This is a genomic window from Streptomyces sp. NPDC001843 (genome assembly GCF_042891955.1).
Taxonomy (GTDB): Bacteria; Actinomycetota; Actinomycetes; order Streptomycetales; family Streptomycetaceae; genus Streptomyces.
Window position 1 is genome coordinate 298,877 of record NZ_JBIATQ010000003.1, and the last position, 17,312, is coordinate 316,188.

General features: G+C 69.3%; 20 protein-coding genes, 1 tRNA gene and 1 pseudogene. 7 read left to right on the plus strand and 15 right to left on the minus strand.

The window, feature by feature from the left end:
- Positions 1-58 precede the first annotated feature (58 nt).
- From ACFYZQ_RS09845 to ACFYZQ_RS09855, 3 genes are all read left to right on the plus strand, one after another.
- Positions 59-1,471, plus strand: coding sequence for an FG-GAP-like repeat-containing protein (locus ACFYZQ_RS09845; protein ID WP_389143957.1), 1,413 nt, complete (start codon positions 59-61; stop codon positions 1,469-1,471).
- A 35-nt stretch (positions 1,472-1,506) separates the two neighbouring features.
- A complete protein-coding gene (locus ACFYZQ_RS09850; RefSeq protein WP_389143960.1) occupies positions 1,507-2,928 on the plus strand; it encodes a hypothetical protein in 1,422 nt (473 codons plus the stop codon).
- A gap of 145 nt (positions 2,929-3,073) precedes the next feature.
- Entirely contained in the window at positions 3,074-4,075 is a 1,002-nt protein-coding gene (locus ACFYZQ_RS09855) for a Yip1 family protein (protein ID WP_389143963.1), read from the plus strand.
- A 70-nt stretch (positions 4,076-4,145) separates the two neighbouring features.
- Here the strand turns inward: ACFYZQ_RS09855 and ACFYZQ_RS09860 are convergent, their stop codons facing one another.
- The 3 genes from ACFYZQ_RS09860 to dcd are packed head-to-tail and all read right to left on the minus strand — an operon-like array spanning position 4,146 to position 5,673.
- Complete coding sequence (locus tag ACFYZQ_RS09860) at positions 4,146-4,544, minus strand: squamosa promoter-binding protein 15 (RefSeq protein WP_389143966.1); 399 nt, start codon at positions 4,542-4,544, stop codon at positions 4,146-4,148.
- 33 nt (positions 4,545-4,577) lie between these two features.
- Positions 4,578-5,087, minus strand: coding sequence for a phosphoribosyltransferase (locus ACFYZQ_RS09865; protein WP_389143968.1), 510 nt, complete (start codon positions 5,085-5,087; stop codon positions 4,578-4,580).
- Positions 5,088-5,097: 10 nt separating this feature from the next.
- Positions 5,098-5,673, minus strand: coding sequence for a dCTP deaminase (gene dcd / locus ACFYZQ_RS09870; protein ID WP_389143971.1), 576 nt, complete (start codon positions 5,671-5,673; stop codon positions 5,098-5,100).
- A gap of 521 nt (positions 5,674-6,194) precedes the next feature.
- Here dcd and ACFYZQ_RS09875 point away from each other — a divergent pair.
- Both ACFYZQ_RS09875 and ACFYZQ_RS09880 read left to right on the plus strand, forming a co-directional pair.
- Positions 6,195-6,268, plus strand: a tRNA-Gly gene (locus ACFYZQ_RS09875).
- Between the two features lie 89 nt (positions 6,269-6,357).
- A protein-coding gene (locus ACFYZQ_RS09880) for an IS5 family transposase (protein ID WP_389144736.1) occupies positions 6,358-7,178 on the plus strand; the annotation gives its coding sequence in 2 pieces (ribosomal slippage) (positions 6,358-6,708 and positions 6,711-7,178; 819 coding nt in all).
- On the opposite strand, the gene ACFYZQ_RS09885 is transcribed toward ACFYZQ_RS09880, so the two are convergent.
- The 6 genes from ACFYZQ_RS09885 to ACFYZQ_RS09910 form a co-directional block, all read right to left on the minus strand.
- A complete protein-coding gene (locus tag ACFYZQ_RS09885) occupies positions 7,168-7,524 on the minus strand; it encodes a hypothetical protein (RefSeq protein WP_389143973.1) in 357 nt (118 codons plus the stop codon). The two genes, ACFYZQ_RS09880 and ACFYZQ_RS09885, sit on opposite strands and share 11 nt — an antisense overlap.
- Positions 7,525-7,899: 375 nt before the next feature.
- On the minus strand, positions 7,900-8,775 hold the full coding sequence (locus tag ACFYZQ_RS09890; RefSeq protein ID WP_389143976.1) for a hypothetical protein: 876 nt from the start codon (positions 8,773-8,775) through the stop codon (positions 7,900-7,902).
- Complete coding sequence (locus ACFYZQ_RS09895) at positions 8,772-10,082, minus strand: hypothetical protein (RefSeq protein ID WP_389143979.1); 1,311 nt, start codon at positions 10,080-10,082, stop codon at positions 8,772-8,774. The genes ACFYZQ_RS09890 and ACFYZQ_RS09895 overlap by 4 nt, the downstream gene beginning before the upstream one ends.
- On the minus strand, positions 10,079-10,432 hold the full coding sequence (locus tag ACFYZQ_RS09900; protein ID WP_389143981.1) for a hypothetical protein: 354 nt from the start codon (positions 10,430-10,432) through the stop codon (positions 10,079-10,081). Before ACFYZQ_RS09900 ends, ACFYZQ_RS09895 begins: the two co-directional genes overlap by 4 nt.
- Before the next feature lie 576 nt (positions 10,433-11,008).
- Positions 11,009-11,185, minus strand: a complete 177-nt coding sequence (locus ACFYZQ_RS09905; RefSeq protein WP_389143984.1) for a hypothetical protein — start codon at positions 11,183-11,185, stop codon at positions 11,009-11,011.
- Positions 11,186-11,587: 402 nt separating this feature from the next.
- Positions 11,588-12,364 carry an alpha/beta fold hydrolase gene (locus tag ACFYZQ_RS09910; RefSeq protein WP_389143987.1) on the minus strand — a complete coding sequence of 259 codons (777 nt, stop codon included), beginning with the start codon at positions 12,362-12,364 and terminating at the stop codon, positions 11,588-11,590.
- Positions 12,365-12,475: 111 nt separating this feature from the next.
- Between ACFYZQ_RS09910 and ACFYZQ_RS09915 the strand changes: the two genes are divergently transcribed.
- Positions 12,476-13,303, plus strand: a complete 828-nt coding sequence (locus ACFYZQ_RS09915) for a helix-turn-helix domain-containing protein (protein WP_389143990.1) — start codon at positions 12,476-12,478, stop codon at positions 13,301-13,303.
- Positions 13,304-13,335: 32 nt separating this feature from the next.
- On the opposite strand, the gene ACFYZQ_RS09920 is transcribed toward ACFYZQ_RS09915, so the two are convergent.
- The 3 genes and pseudogenes from ACFYZQ_RS09920 to ACFYZQ_RS09930 all read right to left on the minus strand — a co-directional run bounded on the left by ACFYZQ_RS09920 (position 13,336) and on the right by ACFYZQ_RS09930 (position 14,328).
- Positions 13,336-13,596 carry a hypothetical protein gene (locus tag ACFYZQ_RS09920; RefSeq protein WP_389143992.1) on the minus strand — a complete coding sequence of 87 codons (261 nt, stop codon included), beginning with the start codon at positions 13,594-13,596 and terminating at the stop codon, positions 13,336-13,338.
- Positions 13,597-13,622: 26 nt separating this feature from the next.
- Positions 13,623-13,769, minus strand: a pseudogene (locus tag ACFYZQ_RS09925) (DNA-binding protein); the annotation flags it as partial.
- 94 nt (positions 13,770-13,863) lie between these two features.
- Complete coding sequence (locus ACFYZQ_RS09930) at positions 13,864-14,328, minus strand: SRPBCC family protein (RefSeq protein ID WP_389143995.1); 465 nt, start codon at positions 14,326-14,328, stop codon at positions 13,864-13,866.
- Positions 14,329-14,374: 46 nt separating this feature from the next.
- Here ACFYZQ_RS09930 and ACFYZQ_RS09935 point away from each other — a divergent pair, with 46 nt between their 5' ends.
- The gene (locus tag ACFYZQ_RS09935; RefSeq protein WP_389143998.1) at positions 14,375-14,995 is read left to right on the plus strand and encodes a TetR/AcrR family transcriptional regulator; all 621 of its coding nucleotides are present in this window, start codon (positions 14,375-14,377) and stop codon (positions 14,993-14,995) included.
- 66 nt (positions 14,996-15,061) lie between these two features.
- Here the strand turns inward: ACFYZQ_RS09935 and ACFYZQ_RS09940 are convergent, their stop codons facing one another.
- The 3 genes from ACFYZQ_RS09940 to ACFYZQ_RS09950 all read right to left on the minus strand — a co-directional run bounded on the left by ACFYZQ_RS09940 (position 15,062) and on the right by ACFYZQ_RS09950 (position 17,164).
- Positions 15,062-15,421, minus strand: coding sequence for a hypothetical protein (locus tag ACFYZQ_RS09940; protein WP_389144000.1), 360 nt, complete (start codon positions 15,419-15,421; stop codon positions 15,062-15,064).
- Positions 15,422-15,556: 135 nt separating this feature from the next.
- The gene (locus ACFYZQ_RS09945) at positions 15,557-16,435 is read right to left on the minus strand and encodes an alpha/beta fold hydrolase (RefSeq protein ID WP_389144003.1); all 879 of its coding nucleotides are present in this window, start codon (positions 16,433-16,435) and stop codon (positions 15,557-15,559) included.
- 27 nt (positions 16,436-16,462) lie between these two features.
- Positions 16,463-17,164, minus strand: coding sequence for an SDR family oxidoreductase (locus ACFYZQ_RS09950; RefSeq protein WP_389144006.1), 702 nt, complete (start codon positions 17,162-17,164; stop codon positions 16,463-16,465).
- Positions 17,165-17,312 lie beyond the last annotated feature (148 nt).

The following is a 17,312-nucleotide window of genomic DNA, read 5'->3' on the forward strand; positions in this document are numbered from 1 at the left end:
GGCCACCCGCCCGGGCCCGTCCCCGCATGCCCCGCATCCCCGTACGAAAGTCCTCGCCTTGCGCAAGTCCACCCTCCTGCCGGCCGCAGCCCTCACCGCCGGCCTGCTCACCGCTCTCCCCGCCACCCCGGCCACCGCCGCCCCCTCCGGGCTGTCCGGCGACTTCAACGGCGACGGCTACCGGGACGTCGCCATCGGCGCGGCCGGCACCCAGGTCGGCTCGGAGCAGCTGGCCGGCGCCGTCGTCGTGCTCTACGGCTCGTCCTCCGGCGTCTCGGCCACCCGCCGAACCGTGATCACCCAGAACTCCACCGGCGTCCCCGGCACGGCCGAGGAACTCGACGGCTTCGGCACCAGCCTGGCCGCCGGCGACCTGGACCGCGACGGCTACTCCGACCTCGTCGTCGGCGCCCCCCGGGAGAGCATCGGCGACCGGGACGGAGTCGGCACCGTCACCGTCCTGTGGGGCGGCAAGTCCGGCCTGTCCGGGGGTGCCACGCTGCCCCAGCCGTCCACGCTCGCCGAGTGGGGCGGCTTCGGCTCCGGCCTAGCGGTCGGCGACTTCGACGGCGACGGCAGATACGACGTCACCGCCACCGGCCAGAGCCACACCCGCGTGTGGCGGGGCCCCTTCACCCGCACCGGCACCCCGGCGAGCCAGTCCTCGGTCCCCGAGGTCGGCTCCACCTACGAGGTCAACGCCGGCGACCTGAACGGGGACCGCACCGCCGAGCGCGTGTACCCGTACACCCTGGACAGCGACGAGGGCGGGGTCATCGGCTACCTCACCTGGACCGGCGCCAAGTACGCACTGAAGGACCTGCCGGACGCCGACGGCTTCGCGGGCTCGGTCGCGGACATCAACGGCGACGGCTACGGCGACCTCGTCCTCGGCGACCACCAGGACCCGTCCCAGTACAAGGCCTCCGGTCACAAGGGCGGACAGATCAGCGTCTGGTACGGCGGACCGAGCGGCCCCGACCCCGCGCAGAAACCCACGGTGATCAACCAGGACACCTCCGGCGTCCCCGGCTCCGGCGAGGCCGACGATCTCTTCGGCGCGGCCCTGAGCACCGGCGACGTCAACGGTGACGGCTACGCCGACGTCGTGGTCGGCGCCCCGGGTGAGGACACCGGCTCCGCGAGGGACGCCGGCTCCGTGACCATCCTGTTCGGTTCCGCGTCCGGCCTGAAGACGTCCGGCTCGACGTCCTACACCCAGAACACCGCGGGCGTCCCCGGCACCGCCGAGTACGGGGACGACTTCGGTCAGGCCGTCCGCCTCGTCGACCTCGACAAGAACGGCAAGGCCGACCTCGTCGCGGGCGCCGGCGGCGAGAACGGCCACGGCGCCGTCACCGTCCTGCGCGGCTCCGCCTCCGGCCTTACCACCAGCGGCGCCAAGTCCGTCACGGCCGCCGACGTCGCCCTCAAGGGCAACGGGGACTTCGGCTGGGCCATCGCCCAGTGACACACCGACCGCTCCGCTCCGGGAAAGGGAACCCCATGCGCCTGCGCGCCACCGCCGCCGTCCTCGCCGCGGCCCTGGCCCCGCTCGTCCTGACCGCACCGGCCGCGCACGCCGCCGGCACCGCCGCCCCGTACGACTTCAACGGCGACGGCCGCGTCGACCTCGCCGTCGGCGCGCCCGGCGCCACCGTCGGCGGCCACGCGCAGGCGGGCGCCGTCTCCGTCGTCTACGGCGGCTCCACCGGTCTGAAGACCTCCACCCGCACCCTGCTCACCCAGAACACGGCCGGCATACCCGGCACCGCCGAGGCGGGCGACGCCTTCGGCGCCGCCGTGGCCTCGGCCGACCTGGACAAGGACGGCTACGCCGACCTCCTGGTCGGCGCCCCCGGCGAGGACACCGACGGCGACACCAACGACGGCACGGTGGTCATCGTCTGGGGCTCCGCATCCGGCCTGTCCGGCGGCCGGACCCTCATGAACTACTGGCACCAGGACGTCGACCGCTACGGGCAGGCGCTGGCCGCGGGCGACCTCGACGGCGACGGCGACACGGACGTGGCGGCCGGTTCCACCGGCCCGGTCAACCTCTCCTTCGTCAACGGCCCGCTCACCAGGACCGGCGCTTTCGGCGGCGGCTCGGGCGCGCACCTCGACGCCTACTCGGACGCGTACGGCGTCACCTCCCTGTCCCTCGGACCCGGGTCGGCCTCGTGGCACGCCAGCATGGTGATGCACGGACGCGCGTCCGGTGGCGACAAGGCGATCACCCACCTGGCCGACCCGTCCATCGCCAACTACGCCGACTGGATGCAGAGCCTCCCCGCCGGCTACGTCTCCGCGATCGGCGACATCGACCACGACGGATACCCGGACATCGCCGTCGGTAACGACCGCGAGCCCTCCGCCGACCCGGCGGGCGCCAAGGGCGGCAAGGTCACGATCGTCTACGGCGGGCCCGACGGCCGCGACACCTCCCGCAGCCCGTTCGTCGTCACCCAGGACACCGTCGGCGTCCCCGGCGCCGCCGAGACCGGCGACGCCTTCGGCAGCAGCGTCTTCCTGGGCGACCTCAACGGCGACGGCTACGCCGACCTGGCCGTCGGCGCGTCCGGCGAGGACGCGGGTGCCGGCGCCGTCACCGTCTTGTACGGCTCGGCCTCCGGCCTGAAGACCTCGGGCGCCAGGAGCTTCACCCAGAACACCGCGGGCGTTCCGGGCACGGCCGAGAAGGGCGACCGCTTCGGCGCCCGCGTCGTGATCGCCGACCATTCCGGCGACCACCGGCCGGAACTCACCGTCGGCGGCCCGGGCGAGAACTCCGGCGACGGCACGGTCTGGTCCCTGCGCGGCACGGCCACCGGTCCGACCACGACCGGCGCGCTGAGCTTCGGCCCGGCCGCCACCGGCGTGTCCACGGCGGGCACACCGGCCTACGGCTCGGTACTGAACGGCTGACCCCCTCACCGGCCACGAGGCCACCCTGACGACTCCCCGAAACCGCCCTGACGACCCCTTAGGGGATGTCACAGCTCGGCAGCAAAGCCGGGCCCGGACGCCGGGTCCGGCACGTCACTCTGCGGGACCGGGTACGTTCGAAGACGTGGCTGGATTCAGGATCGGACGCGGGGGCCGGGACGGCCGTGCCCCGCAAGGACAGCAGGCCCCGCAGGGACCGTCGCACGGCCGGCAGGCCCCGCAGGGACCGTCGCACGGCCGGCAGGCGCCGCAGGGACCGTCGCACGGCCGGCAGGCGCCGCAGGGACCGTCGTACGGTTACCCGCCGGCGCCGCAGCCGTACCCGCAGCAGCGGCCGCAGTACGGCGGTGGCGCGGGCGGACGCGGCCAGTGGCCGCAGGCGGGCGGCGGTTACGGGGGCCAGGGCGGCGACGGGCCGGAGTACTTCGGCGACGGCGGCGGCTACCCCGGTCCGGGCGGCGCCCCGGACCCGTACGCGGCCGACAGGCCGGGCCACACCCAGGCCTTCTCGATCGACGAGGCCGCCTCCTACACGCAGGGTGAGACCTACCACGCGGGCGCGGCGGCCCCGTCCGGCCCGATAGGCCCGCCCCTGCACTGGAAGGAACTGCTGCGGGGAATCGTCCTCTCCCCCAACCAGACCTTCCTCCGGATGCGCGACTACACGATGTGGGGCCCGGCCCTCATCGTGACCTTCCTCTACGGTCTCCTCGCCGTCTTCGGCTTCGACGGCGCCCGTGCGGACGCGATCAACGCCACCCTCTCCAACGCGGTGCCGATCGTCCTGACGACGGCCGTGGCGATGGTGCTGTCGGCCTTCATCCTGGGCGTGGTCACCCACACCCTGGCCCGTCAGCTCGGCGGCGACGGCGCCTGGCAGCCCACGGTCGGCCTCTCCATGCTGATCATGTCCATCACGGACGCGCCCCGTCTGGCCCTCGCCATGTTCTTCGGCGGCGACGCGGGCTTCGTCCAGCTGCTGGGCTGGGCCACGTGGATCGCCGCGGGCGCCCTGCTGACCCTGATGGTCAGCCGCTCCCACGACCTGCCCTGGCCGAAGGCCCTCGGCGCGTCGGCGATCCAGCTGATCGCCCTGCTGTCGATCGTGAAGCTCGGCACGTTCTAGCCCACCCGTCGGCACCACACGAGAAGGGCCCCGGCTGGACGACAGCCGGAGCCCTTCTCCGCTGTTCGGGTCAGGTGCCGTGGAACGCGTCGTCCTCCTCGGACGGTTCCAGCGGGGCGTACTGCTGCAGCTCCCCGTCTCGGATCATCCACAGGCGAAAGAACCACTCCTCCTGATCCATGATCAGGAGCTGTACGGCACTGGGAACCCGCCAGGGCGTCCCGGCGAACCGTTTCCGGAGCGCGTCGAGGTCGGCATGGTTGAGAGCACCGGCCCAAACCTCACATTCAGGATTCTTTCCGCCACCCCATCCGGCATCCGGCCCCGTGATCAGCCGCAGGGAACCGACGCCGACAACGCCCGGTTGCCGCCGCCGCGGCGCCTCGTCCCGAAGCCAGTCGCTCAGCGCCTCGACGTTCTTCCAGTCCGCGGCGTCGGCGGAGACCATCACATTGGCCACCCAGCTCACCGACCAACCCCCCACCCAGCCGTCACGGGCAGCTCAAAGCGCTTCCCTGTTCTCCTTGGGAGCCTCCCCCGACTTGCTCACCGGAGGCAGGACACTCCACGGGAAGTTGATCCAGTCATCGGTCCGCTTCCACACGTACTCGCACTTCACGAGGGAGTGGGACTTCTCATAGATCACGGCGGACCGCACCTCGGCGACGGTGTCGACACAGAAGTCGCGCACCAGCCTCAGCGTCTTCCCCGTGTCGGCGACGTCGTCGGTGATGAGCACCTTCTTGTCGGAGAAGTCGATGGCGTTCGGAACGGGAGCGAGCATGACCGGCATGGGGAGCGTGGTCCCCACACCGGTGTAGAACTCGACGTTGACGAGGTGGATGTTCTTGCAGTCGAGGGCATAGGCGAGCCCGCCGGCGACGAAGACCCCGCCGCGCGCGATGCTCAGCACTATGTCGGGTTCGAAGCCGTCGTCGGCGATGGTCTGCGCGAGCTCGCGCACGGCCGTGCCGAACCGCTCGTAGCTCAGGTTCTCCCGCACCTCACTCATGGCGCGGCCCTCACACCTGCGTCCGGTGGAAGTTCTGCCAGGACCGCGAGGCCGTGGGCCCGCGCTGCCCCTGGTAGCGGGATCCGTACCGCTCGCTGCCGTAGGGGAACTCGGCCGGCGAGCTGAGCCGGAACATGCACAGCTGCCCGATCTTCATGCCCGGCCAGAGCTTGATGGGGAGCGTGGCGAGGTTGGACAGCTCCAGGGTCACGTGCCCGCTGAACCCGGGGTCGATGAACCCGGCGGTGGAGTGCGTGACGAGCCCGAGCCGCCCGAGGGAGCTCTTCCCCTCGAGCCGCGAGGCGAGATCGTCGGGCAGCGTGATGACCTCGTACGTCGAGGCGAGGACGAACTCCCCGGGGTGGAGGATGAACGGCTCGTCGCCCTCGGGCTCCACGAGCCGGGTGAGATCCGCCTGCTCGATGGAGGGGTCGATGTGCGGGTACCGGTGATTCTCGAACACCCGGAAGTACCGGTCCAGCCGCACGTCGATGCTCGACGGCTGCACCATGGATTCGTCGTAGGGATCGATCCGCACCCGTCCGGCGTCGATCTCGGCCCGGATGTCCTTGTCTGAGAGAAGCACGTCCCGAGGATACGCAAGGCGCGCGGAGCCGTGACAATCGTGACGGTTCCACGCGCCGAGGTACTGCTGTCCGCTGCCGCGGCTACCGCTTCTCGAGAGCCACCGGTACGGCACTGCGCAACCGGGCACACCGTGGACACCGGACGAGCCGACCGGGGCCGAGTCGCTCGGCCTGCTGCATCGGGAACGAAGCGGTGCTGAACACGTGCCCATCGGCACAGCGGAGGACGGTGCGTTCCATCAAGTCCAAGAGTCCCTTCCCCAAGAGCCTCGTCTGGCTGACTGCCCTGACGACAAAAGCCACATTAGGGCATCAAAGAGACGACCCTCCAGGCGGCACTCCGCCCCCGTCCGGCCCCTCGGCCGCGCCACCACGGTACGCCCCAACTCAGTTCCCCCGCAGCCGGATCCCATGCCGAGGGACATACCCGAAACACCTGCGGCTCCAGCACGCAGGTCTGCAATGAGGTACAGTGAGCGAGCGTTCGGACACGGCCCCGATCCGGGTCCGTCTGTCTTACGCGGGTGTAGTTTAATGGTAGAACATCAGCTTCCCAAGCTGAGAGCGCGAGTTCGATTCTCGTCACCCGCTCCAGTAGAAACCCCCAGGTCAGAGACCCGGGGGTTTTCTTGTTGTCTAGTCCAATTTGGGGACGGTGTGCCCTTCGCGTGCCCAAGCCGCGCATGACCGATCTGGTTGACCGGTTGGTGCCGGACGACTTGTGGGTGCTGTCCAGACGGGTGGTGCCGCCGACGGAGGTGATACGTCCGCAGGGCGGTGGCCGGCGTCGGACGGGTGACCGTGAGGCTCTGGCAGCGATCATCTTCGTGGCGACGTCGGGTTGCACCTGGCGGCAGCTGCCGCCGGTGTTCGGCCCTGCCTGGCCCACGGTCTACCGCCGATTCGCCCAGTGGAGCCGGGACCGGGTCTGGGCGAAGCTCTACCGTGTGATCCTTGACGAACTCGGAGCGCGGGGTGAGCTGGACTGGTCGCGGTGCGCGATCGACTCGGTCAGTCTGCGGGCGGCAAAAGGCGGCCACTGACCGGACCGAATCCGACCGACCGCGGCAAGCTGGGATCGAAGATCCACCTGATTACCGACCGGAACGGACTGCCTCTGTCCCTGGGCATCTCCGGTGCGAACATGCACGACAGTCAGGGCTTGGAGCCGCTCGTGTGCGGCATCCCACCCATCCGCTCCCGCCGCGGGCCTCGGCGCCGGAAGCCGGCGAAATTGCACGCGGACAAGGGCTACGACTACGGCCACCTGCGCCGATGGCTCCGCGCGCGGGGAATCCGCCAACGCATCGCCCGCAAGGGCATCGAGTCCGCGCAGCGGTTGGGCCGACATCGTTGGGTGGTCGAGAGAACCGTGTCCTGGCTGGCCGGCTGCCGTCGCCTCCATCGCCGCTACGAGCGCAAGGCCGAGCACTTCCTTGCCTTCGTCGGCATAGCCGAAAGCCCCATCGGCTACCGCCGGCTGGCGGCTCTCCTCATGGCCTGAGCCGGTTCTGCTGCACGTCGAAACAGACCAGCCCCATGGACTCCGCCACGGCTGCCGCGTAGGCCGATGCCTCCTCGGCCATGCTCCACCGCATGGGGAAGTAGATCAGCGGGCCACGGGCCTCGCCGATCAACGGCCCGGTTGACCAGGGCGAGGTGTCCTCCTCGTCCTCTGTGAGGTCACACCACCGCTCAAGCAGCGCGGCAACGTAGGCCGCTATGCGTTCGGACGGAGGCTCTTCCACCTCGCCGTCGATGCAGCGGTCGTACATGTCGTTGAAGACCCGGGCGGCGGTCTTGTCATCCGCCGGCCTCTCGCCCTCCCAGACAGCCAGGTCGTAACTCATGCCCGGAGATTCTCACACCGCACCGACACCCACCTGCCCGTCACCGGCACAACCCTCAGCCAAAGGAAACGAGCACTAAGTGCAGCTGGAGCGCCCACTCCGGTGCGACTCGGGCGCCGCTCCAGCAACCCGGTTCTCTACGACGCCCCGACGAACGCCTCTACTACGCGATCCGGACCGGTACCGCCGACCACTGGGACGACCTTCCGGTACGGCACCAGTGGGTTCTGCGCCAGGGTCTCGGCCAGCTCGGACAGCACCAGGGCCGGAGTGTCGGCGTTGAGCCCTTCCAGAACGCGTCGCAGGGCCGGGCTGACCTGTTCGGAACGCTGGAAGTGGGTGGGGGGCCATCCTGTCAGCGGGGTGCCAGTCGTATCACCAAGGCAGGGGGTCAGGACGGCGATTCCACCACCACCCACGTCCCGACGCGGTACCCTGCGCACCGGCCAACTGCTTGCACAGCAGGTCCGTGTCCTCAACCGTCATCTGAGCGAACAGGGTGTCCAGAGGTCCGAGGGCGTTCTGAAGCAATGCGACGACGGTCTCGGGGAGTTGTTCGCTCACCTGCTCGAGCTCGTCCCTTGCATCCAGGCGTTCGACGTACAGATCGGGCGGAAACCAGCCGGACGGCGCCCAGCCGGCTTCCATCTGCCGGACGAGCTTTTCCCAGGCTCCCAGACGGTTGCCCGCGTACCAGTGAGGCGTCCCTGGGGCCCTGCCCTCCTCTGGGTACATGCGCTGCACATGTGCGGAAAAGGCAGCGGCAAGAGGCGTCGCGATCTGCTGTTCGCGCACCACTTCGGCGATGCGAGCGACGGTGACGTGGGGCAGTTGAGCCACGGGCGCTTCGACCGCGTCGATCGTGTAGCGGGGCCGCTCGTCGTCGGAGGAGTTCAGTCGTACCCGCGTGACCAATCCGTCTTCCGCCGCCAGCCAATACGCGCTCGGCAGGGCCTCCTCCGCAGGGAAGAGAGCGACACCGTGCGTAGCCTTGGCGAAAGTGGACGCCAGCTCACGCTCGCTGGGTTGCGGTTGCACGGACTCCTGAACGTAGACGTCAAGGGAAGTGGACACGTCACCCAGGACCGTCACCTTCTCGCACAGCACCAGGGCATCCCAGTTACGCAGGTCCTGGTCGGTGTCCTCATCGGCGACGTCCACCTCCTGCACACGCACGTGCAGGCACTGTGCGAGTGCCGCTGCGACGGTATCGAGTGACAGAGGCTCCACGGTGAGGAGGTTGTACGTCATGGTGTATAGGTCCCGTTGTAGACGTCCAGGGCCTTCTGTACGACCTCTGGGTTGTTCGTGAATCGCGGGTTCCGGGTCAACTGCGGGGCTGCACTGATGTCACCCTTGGCTTTGGCGATCTGTTGGAGGGCGGCGTATTCGTTCCGATCGAGCTTGACGATGCCCTTTCCGCTGTCCGGGTACACCCTTCCGGTCTCCTCAACGCCGTAGGTGCGCCCATTGATCTCGTAGCGGTTGGTGAGTTTGTCGAACGTGCCCTTTCCCGCGGCGATGTCGGCGACGTCTTGGGTGATGTCCTGCTCATAGCCGCGAAGGACGACACTGTTCACCTCCTTGACCTCACCACTGCTCGCGCCAGAGATCGTGTGCCGGGGATGCGGAGGCTTGAGATCTTTGCCGGCCGCCGGTCCCTTGATGCCGCTCGCCGCAGGCCAGGGCCCCTTCCCCGGCCCCCCACCAGCACCACTGTCACCGACTCTCATCGCGTATGAATCGCCCGCCGCGAGGTCACCGGAGACTCCGGAAAGATCGCCCGAGACTCCGGCGAGCGCCATGCGTGGTCCAGCGAGGTCGATGTCGATCCCGTCGAAGAAGCTCGAAAGTCCCCCGTTTCTAGCCGCCCGGTAGGTTGCTCCGGCTCCGCCGAGGAGGCCGCCGGTGAGGGCGCCGTACATGCCGGCCTGGCGGGCCTCATCGAGGCTGAGCCCACCTTTCTGCTCACCCAGGACAATGGAGGCGGGCTGGGTGACGGCGAGATCCACGGTGATGGATTCGACACCGGCGAAGGCTGCCGTGGCCAGAGTGGTGCCCGCGATGGTGGCGATCTCCTCGGTCACGGCGACACCCAGGCCGGCGGCCAAGTCCGCGACCGTGGCCGCGGCCGCGGCTGCCGCGCCCTCTGAAATACCCGCAGTGAAGATGGCCAGAGCGGTGCCCGCGACCAGGGTGGCACCGACGATCTCCAGCTCGTGCTCGAGCTTCTTCTTCGCCCCGTGCACGGCGTCCGCATACGCGTCCAGGGCCTTGGCCATGTCGCGGGCGGCATCGGCCAGATCCTTCAGCCAGCCATGCCCGTCGTAGTAATAGCGACGCCAGAAGGGGTCGTCGAAGGCGGCGATGGCCTCGCCCTTGTTGTGCTCGATGATCGAGCGAGCCGCCTTGTTGGCACCGGAAGTGACATCGTCGACGTCGTCGGCGAAGTTCCTCCAGACCTTCGCGGCGTCCCGCAGCCCGTCCTCGTCGGCGTCCGGCCACCACATGCCCGTCAGGTCCTGGACGACCTTGCGGGCCTTGTCAGCGACGCTCACTTGCCGTCGCCCTCGGTGTCATGATCAACCTGGATCCGGCTAAACATGCCCCGGATCAGTTCCTCGTTGTCGATGTGGCCGTCCGCCATGTCGACCATGGCTTCATGAATGCTGGCCAAGCCGTCTACCAGGATCTGTGTGGAGTGCTCGATCTGCTGGACGTGCGGGCCGTACGCCTTGTGGAACTTCTCGCCCTGCTCGTCATCCCCCCACGGCGACCCCGCCGCGGCCAGCCCATGCTTCAGCTTCGTCAGGGCATGTGCAAGAGCAAGGCTCTGATGGTGAAAGTGAGGTGCTGTCGCCTTGAGATCGGCGATCTTGATGTCGAGTATCTCGCGGCTGTCACTCATGACTTGGCGCTTCCCCCTCCGTTGACTGCCCGGACGTCCGAGCCTAGTTAGCAGTCACCAGTTCGCGACTGCGGGCTGCGCAAAGGCCAAGTAAAGGCCTGCTGGATGGCCGTGACCCTTGCCACCTCTGGACGTACGAGACCCACTGGAGGGCGACTACGACCTTCGCGACTAGGGTCAGGGGCGAAGCGACCGTGTTGCGGCAGTTGACCGAGCGTTGCAGCGTGACGGCCTTCCGAGCCGGTCGTCTGCTCGCCTGCGCACGAGCAAAGAGCCGCCCGACCGGTCCTTGTGCTGACGCGATACCGAGATCGGCAGAGCATCTGCACGCAGTACCCCGCCGGTCTCCGCGCGACCGTGCCCTTGGCATGCCCTTCAGAGCGGACAACCGCGGTCAACAGTGGTGCACCGGCATCCCAGCACACCGACCGCCGGTCCATGAACCCGCAGGTCAGAGCCGTCGGCCTACGCAAGCGCCGACGCTTCCCAAGCTGAGAGCGCGAGTTCGATTCTCGTCACCCGCTCCATGCTGAAGGCCCAGGTCAGAGATTTGGGCCTTGTTGTTGTGCGCTGCGATCACCCGCCGCGTGCCAGATTCGTGCCAGAAGGCTCGCCGGGGGCCTTCCCGGCTGCCGCCGCCCGAGCCTTCCGGACCGTGGCGTCGAGGCCGGCGGCGACCTCTTCCTGTCGCTCTTCGTCGGAGTGCTGATAGATCAACGCGGCCTTGAGGAGTCGGTACGCCTTGGCAGTCATCGTCCTGGCACCCGTGACGCGGAGCCGTTCGGCTCGCGTCTTGTTCTCTTCCTTCGTGCAGTGATGGCCTTCGGCGTCCCCGCGCGACGGCGACGTTCAGATCGGCTGGGGCTGGGAAGGCGCGGTTGGCAAGGGTCGTGCGCCGCAGTCCCCTCAGGAAGTCCGCACCATGGCAGACAACGCACAAGCGACAGCCGTCCCCGGCTGGGTCCTGAAGTTCATGGACGCCATCGACACCCTGGAGTTCGGCAAGGGCTTCGCGCCACTGACCGACAACACCGACTGGCGGTTGACCCCGGCCAGGACACGACCCTGTCGGGTGCGGTGCAACGCGGCAGGGCCTGTCCCGGCCCCGTGGGCGGGTGATCAGGGGCGCACCCCGTCGTCGGGCCGCGGGGACGGTCAGGCTGCCGGCGCGAATGCGGTGATGGCGTCGACGAGGTCGGCCGGGGCTTCCAGCGGGATCAGGTGACCGGTGTGGGGGACCACCACGAAGTCGGGGTGGGAGAGGTAGGGCACCAGGTTGTCGCGGAGCACGCCGACGGGCTCCACCTGGTCGTGTTCTCCGGCGACGACGAGAGCGGGCACGCTGACCATACGCGTGTGCTCGGTGATGTCCTGCGCGATGCCGTGCAGCGGCCACTCGGTGCGGGCGGCGTCGGTGACGGTCCGCGAGTCGGTCACGATCTGCGCCTTGACCGACGCGGGCAGCTCGGTCGCGGTGAGGACGTGATCCCGTGCCCCGGCCACGGACTCGGCGGAGTCGTAGGCGTGCGACAGGGCTTCCTGGTACTCGGGAGTGACCTGTGCGGCGGGCTTCGCCGGGCCGGAGCCGACGAGAACCATGCCGCGCAGGCCGGCGGGCCGGGTGGCCGCGACCAGCTGTGCGACCTTGCCGCCCATCGAATGCCCCACCAGGACGTAGTCGGTGACCCCCGCATCCGCGAGCACGGCGAGCGTGTCGTCGGCGAGCTGACCGAGCGTGTAGGGACCGGGCAGAGCGCTCGACCGGCTCCACCCGCGGAAGTCGACCGTGAGCACGTCACGGCCCGCCAGGCGGTCGACGACGAGGTCCCAGGTGCGGGCGGAACCGCCCCAATAGTGCAGGAACACCAGAGTCGGTCCGGTCCCCGGCCGATGGTCGTAAGTGGGCAGTAGCGTCTGCTGCGTCGTGTCCATGATGGCTCTTCCGGTCGATGCTCTGGGCGATTGCCCTGTGCATTTATTGAAACTTCTGCACCCGGACGGGGCATCGGCGTGACTGGTCGCCCGATGGTGAAAACTGGACACGTGAGCGTGATCCGGCAAATGACCTACCAGCCCGCGGGACGCCGCGCCGCCTCGGTCGAGACGATGACGTTCGGCCGCCTTCGTGAGCTGAACGACGGCGGCACGCAGCGCGCCGACTTCCACGTCCTTGCCGTCATCGACGCCGGACCCGGCTCAGTCACCGTCGATTTCCGCCGCCACCCGCTCCAAGATCAGTCCGCGGTGTGGATTCCACCCGGCGCCGTGCACCGGTGGGACGACATCACCGACGTGGCAGGGCACCTCGTGCTGTTCGTGCCGACCGCGCCGGTCACCCACGCCACCCGAGAACTGGTCGCCTCCCCGGACCCGGCCGCGCACTGGAGCATCCCCGATGCCGACTGGCCCTTCACCGACACGGCGCGCAGCCATCTCCTCCTCGAAGCATCCGCCCCAGCCAGTGACTCCCGGACGGAGCTGCCCGAAATCCTGCTCTCCGCGCTCATCACCCGGCTGCACCCACCGCACGCCGGAGCACGGCTCACCCATCCGGTGTTCCGGTTGTTCCGCTCCAGCGTCGAAGCGCACTTCCGGCAACACCACGACGCCGGCTACTACGCCCGTGCGCTGGGATACGCGCCCCGCACCCTCTCACGAGCGGTGCAGCAGGCCACCGGCCGCACCGCGAAGGCGTACATCGTCGAACGGATCACCCTGGAAGCCAAACGGCTCCTCGCACACGACCGCCTCACCGCCGCCCGCTGCGCCGACATACTCGGCTTCCCCGACGCATCCAACTTCTCGGTGTTCTTCCACAAGGCCACAGGCAAACGCCCGGGCGCGTGGCGGGCGACGGTGGTCGCCGAGTGAGGAGGTGCCCACAAGAACACTCCCCTCTATGATCACGTGGCGTCACAACCCGTGATCACCGGAACCCCGTGCTCGCCTCTCTGTATCGGTGCCCCACCGCACACGGAGTCGGCGGCGGCGACGATGGCGCGGTCGACCGCTCCCGGGCTGGTCGAAGGAACGTCATGGCCCGAGCGGGGGTAGCTGATGTGGGCGCCCACTCGCTTGGCCTCGAACTTCTGGGCGGCCGTCGGCACGGCGTGGTCCTCGGTCGAGATGACCGCCCACTTCGGCGTCCTGGCCGGCGGATTCACCGTGGCCCTGTCGGTGAACGCCGAAAGGGGTGGATCACCTCGACCAGCACGGCGGCTGAGGTGATCACTGGTAGGTCCGCGTCGCGGGCCGCCGTCAGCCACTCGTGGATGTTCCGATCACGCTGTACGGCCTTCGCCAGGCCCTCGCTGTCCAGGACCAGGGCACCGCTCACGCGGCCGCCCCGGCATTCGAATCGCCGCCGGTCAGTCGGGCACGCTTGGCTGCCACGGCTTCGGGGTCGGCCGGGCCGTGCACATGTACCACCGTCACGAGCCGGCGGTGGACACGTGGCGAGCCAGCTCGGTGGCGAGGCGTCGCATGACCGTGCGGTTTGCGTGCCGCATAGTGATCCGCACAACAGGAGCCAGCAGCCGGTCGGCGAGAGGGGCGCGCACCCACGTGTACGTGAACGAGATGCGGGTCCCGCCGGTTCGTAGCGGTTCGATGACGTAGGTGCCGTGGGCCAGTCGCCGGCCCGCCGCGCTGACGTTGCGTTCGACGATGCGCCGCGGCGCATCGGCCTCGACGACCTTGATGGTGACATCGGTCTTCGCGCCGCCCAGCGCGGCGGTGACCGTGGCGCACGATCCGACGCCCCGGGCAGGGCCGCTGTAGCGCCAGCCGGTCAGGTAGTGGTCGGTGAACCGCTCGTGGTGAGCCATGACGTCGAGGAAGTCGTAGACCTGCTCGGCCGTCTGAGGTACATCGATCGACACGGTGACAGACTTCATGTACCACACGGTACATGCGGCATGTACCAATTGGTACAGTCGTGACGTGGAGACTACGGATGACCCGCATCCCGCGGGCGAAGGCGACAGCGAGGGCGAGCGAGGCGCGCACGGGGATCGGCGCGCACAGCTGGTGGACGCGGCTGTCGACCACGTCGCGGCACACGGCATCACGGACCTGAGCCTGCGCGGCCTGGGCGCCGCGATCGGCGTCAGTCACCGCATGCTGGTCCACTACTTCGGCTCCAAGGAACAGTTGCTCGTCGAGATCGTCCGGACGTCGGAGCGGCGCCAGCGCGATGTGCTGTCCCGGATCCGCCTGGAGCCCGGTCTCTCGCCCGCCGATGTCGCGCGGCTGCTGTGGCGGCAACTGACGGACCCTCGACTGGCCGGTCAGGAGCGGCTCTTCTTCGAGATCTGCGGGCACGCGCTGCGCGGCCGTCCCGAGGCCGTCCCGGTCCTCGAAGGGCTTGTGACGGACTGGCTGGAGCCGCTCGTGGCCGCTGAGGTCGGCGCGGGGGCGGAGCCTGCGGCGGCCCGGAACCGGGCCAGGCTGGGACTCGCCACCGTCCGGGGCCTGCTGCTCGACCTGCTCGCTACCGGTGACCGCGCCGGCGTCGACTCGGCAATGGAGGAGTTCCTCCGGCTGTACTACGGCTCGGAGTGACCGGTCACCGATCGGGCAGAGCGGCTGGGCCAGACGTCGTACCGGCGCGCGAACGAAGGTGAACTCCTAAAGCGGTGGCTTCCTGGCAACCAGCGGCAGCGGCCAGCCGGCACAGGCCACCAGTGCGCTGCCGTCCTCGGTGAGGAAGAGCAGGGTGGTCCAGGTCCGATCGGCAGAATCGATCAGCCCTGTGCGCACGGGCCGGCCATGTTCGCGGATGAGCTGCACCGCTCGTTCCAACCCAAGAGGTTCGAGTCCATGCGTCCGCATGCGCTGGAGTCGACGCTTGAACACTCCAGCATGCTGGCCTGCGGGTTGTGCCCGGTCTCCCACCCAGTAGGTGGCGCCGCCGCGGAGGGTGGCCAGAGCTCTTACGGACGCCTCGTCGTCACCGGTCAACAGCGATTCCAGCACATGCCGTTCCATGGTCACCCCCGTTCGATCTTGCGGTACGGCAACCAGTCACGGCTAGAGCCACGCATCAGAAGGGTGTGCCGATGGCCGCCACGGCCGGACGCCGCCCGCTCGGGCTCGCGGCGGGAGCGTTCGCAGCCCGGGGGGTCAGACCGCCGTGTTCAACAGGTCGGCCAGTACGTCGGGCCGTTCCAGGGCGATGAAGTGGCCTGCCCTGGGGACCTGGGTGAAGTCGGCGGCCGGAAGCAGCTGCTTGTCGGCTTGCCGGTCCGAGGGCCGGGACCAGTCCTTTTCCCCGTAGACGAGGTGGACGGGCGCTTTGACCTCGCGGTAGCGCGAGCGGGCGGCGACGAGGCCGGGCAGGCTCTGGTACACGGCCCGGGCGACGGCCGGGTAGCCGGGACGCCCGCCCACCTGGAGGAGCTCGTCCACGTAGTCCTCCCGCAGCGCGCTCTTGTCGCCGAGGCCGCCCTGGAGGATCTTCCGGAGGACCGGCCTGGGCTCCACTCCGGCGATCACCGGGCCGACTCCGGGCGCGAGGACACCGCTGACCACGGCACGGGCGAGGAGGCCGGACCGGGCGATTCCGCCGCGGAAGTCGTAGGTGTTCACCGCGACGACGCGCCGTACCCGCTCCGGGAGATCGGCCGCGGTGGTCAGGGCGAGCACCGCCCCCATGGACTCCCCGACCAACGTCACGTCGTTCAGGTCGAGTTCGGTCAGCAGCCGCTCGACGCCCGCGCGCATGGCCGGCTCGTCGTACGACGCCCCGGGCACGATCTCGGAGTAGCCCATCCCCGGCAGGTCGAGGGCGTACACGGTGTACCGGTCCGCGATCAGCGGGACGAGGTGGCGGAAGTGCTCGGCCTGGGTGCGCACGGTGTGCAGCAGGACCAGGGGGGCTCCGGTGCCCGCCTTCAGGTAGCGCAGGGTTCCCTCACGGCTGGCACGTCCTGCACGCGGGGGGATGGTGTGACTGGTGGTCCCCTGGATGTGGATCGTGGGGCGTGGCTCGTGGGCGGGCATCTCGCCGACTCCTCGTACGGGGGGGAGTTACTTGACCAACTGGGGATACAGCCCGGCCAGGTCGCCGGCCAGGCCCGCCTTGACCTGCCGCGAGATGTCGTCGGCGAGCACCTCGTACGCGCCCGTCTCGACCCCGTCGAGGGCGAGTGCGGCGACGGCACTCGGGTCGGACTTGGGTGCGTCGACGCCCGCCGTCAGGTCCGTGTCGACGTAGCCGACGTGGAGTCCGGTGACCGCGATGCCGCGCGGCTGCAGCTCCAGGCGCAGGGAGTTGGTCTGTGACCACAGGGCGGCCTTGGAGGCGCTGTAGGAGCCGCCGAGCGCGATCCAGGAGAGCACGGAGTGCACGTTGAGGAGGTGGCCGCCGCCGTTGCGCTCGATGACCGGAACGAAGGCGCGGGTGACCAGGAGCGGGCCGTAGAAATTGGTCTCGAACTCCCGGCGTACGTCGTCGACCGGGGAGTCGAGGAAGGACGCGCCGACCGAGGCACCGGCGTTGTTGATCAGCACGGTCACGTCCTGCGCCTGCGCGGCGGCGGCCGCCACGGAGGCCGGGTCGGTGACCTCCAGCGCCACGGGGACGGCGTCGGGGTGCGTCACGCCGCGCGGGTCGCGGGCCGTGGCGTAGACCTTGCCGGCGCCGCGCGCGTACAGCTCTTCCACCAGGGCCTTGCCGATGCCTCGGCTGCCGCCGGTGACGAAGACGTTCGCGCCCTTCAAAGCAGTCATGACTCTCTCCACAGAATGAGAAACCGATCGGTTTCCATCAAGGTAAACCGATCGGTTTTAAGGCGCAAGCCCGGCAGGGCCGGCCCGACGGAGACGCTCACCGCTTGAGCTTGCGTGCGGAAACCGATCGGTCTACGGTGGTGAAACC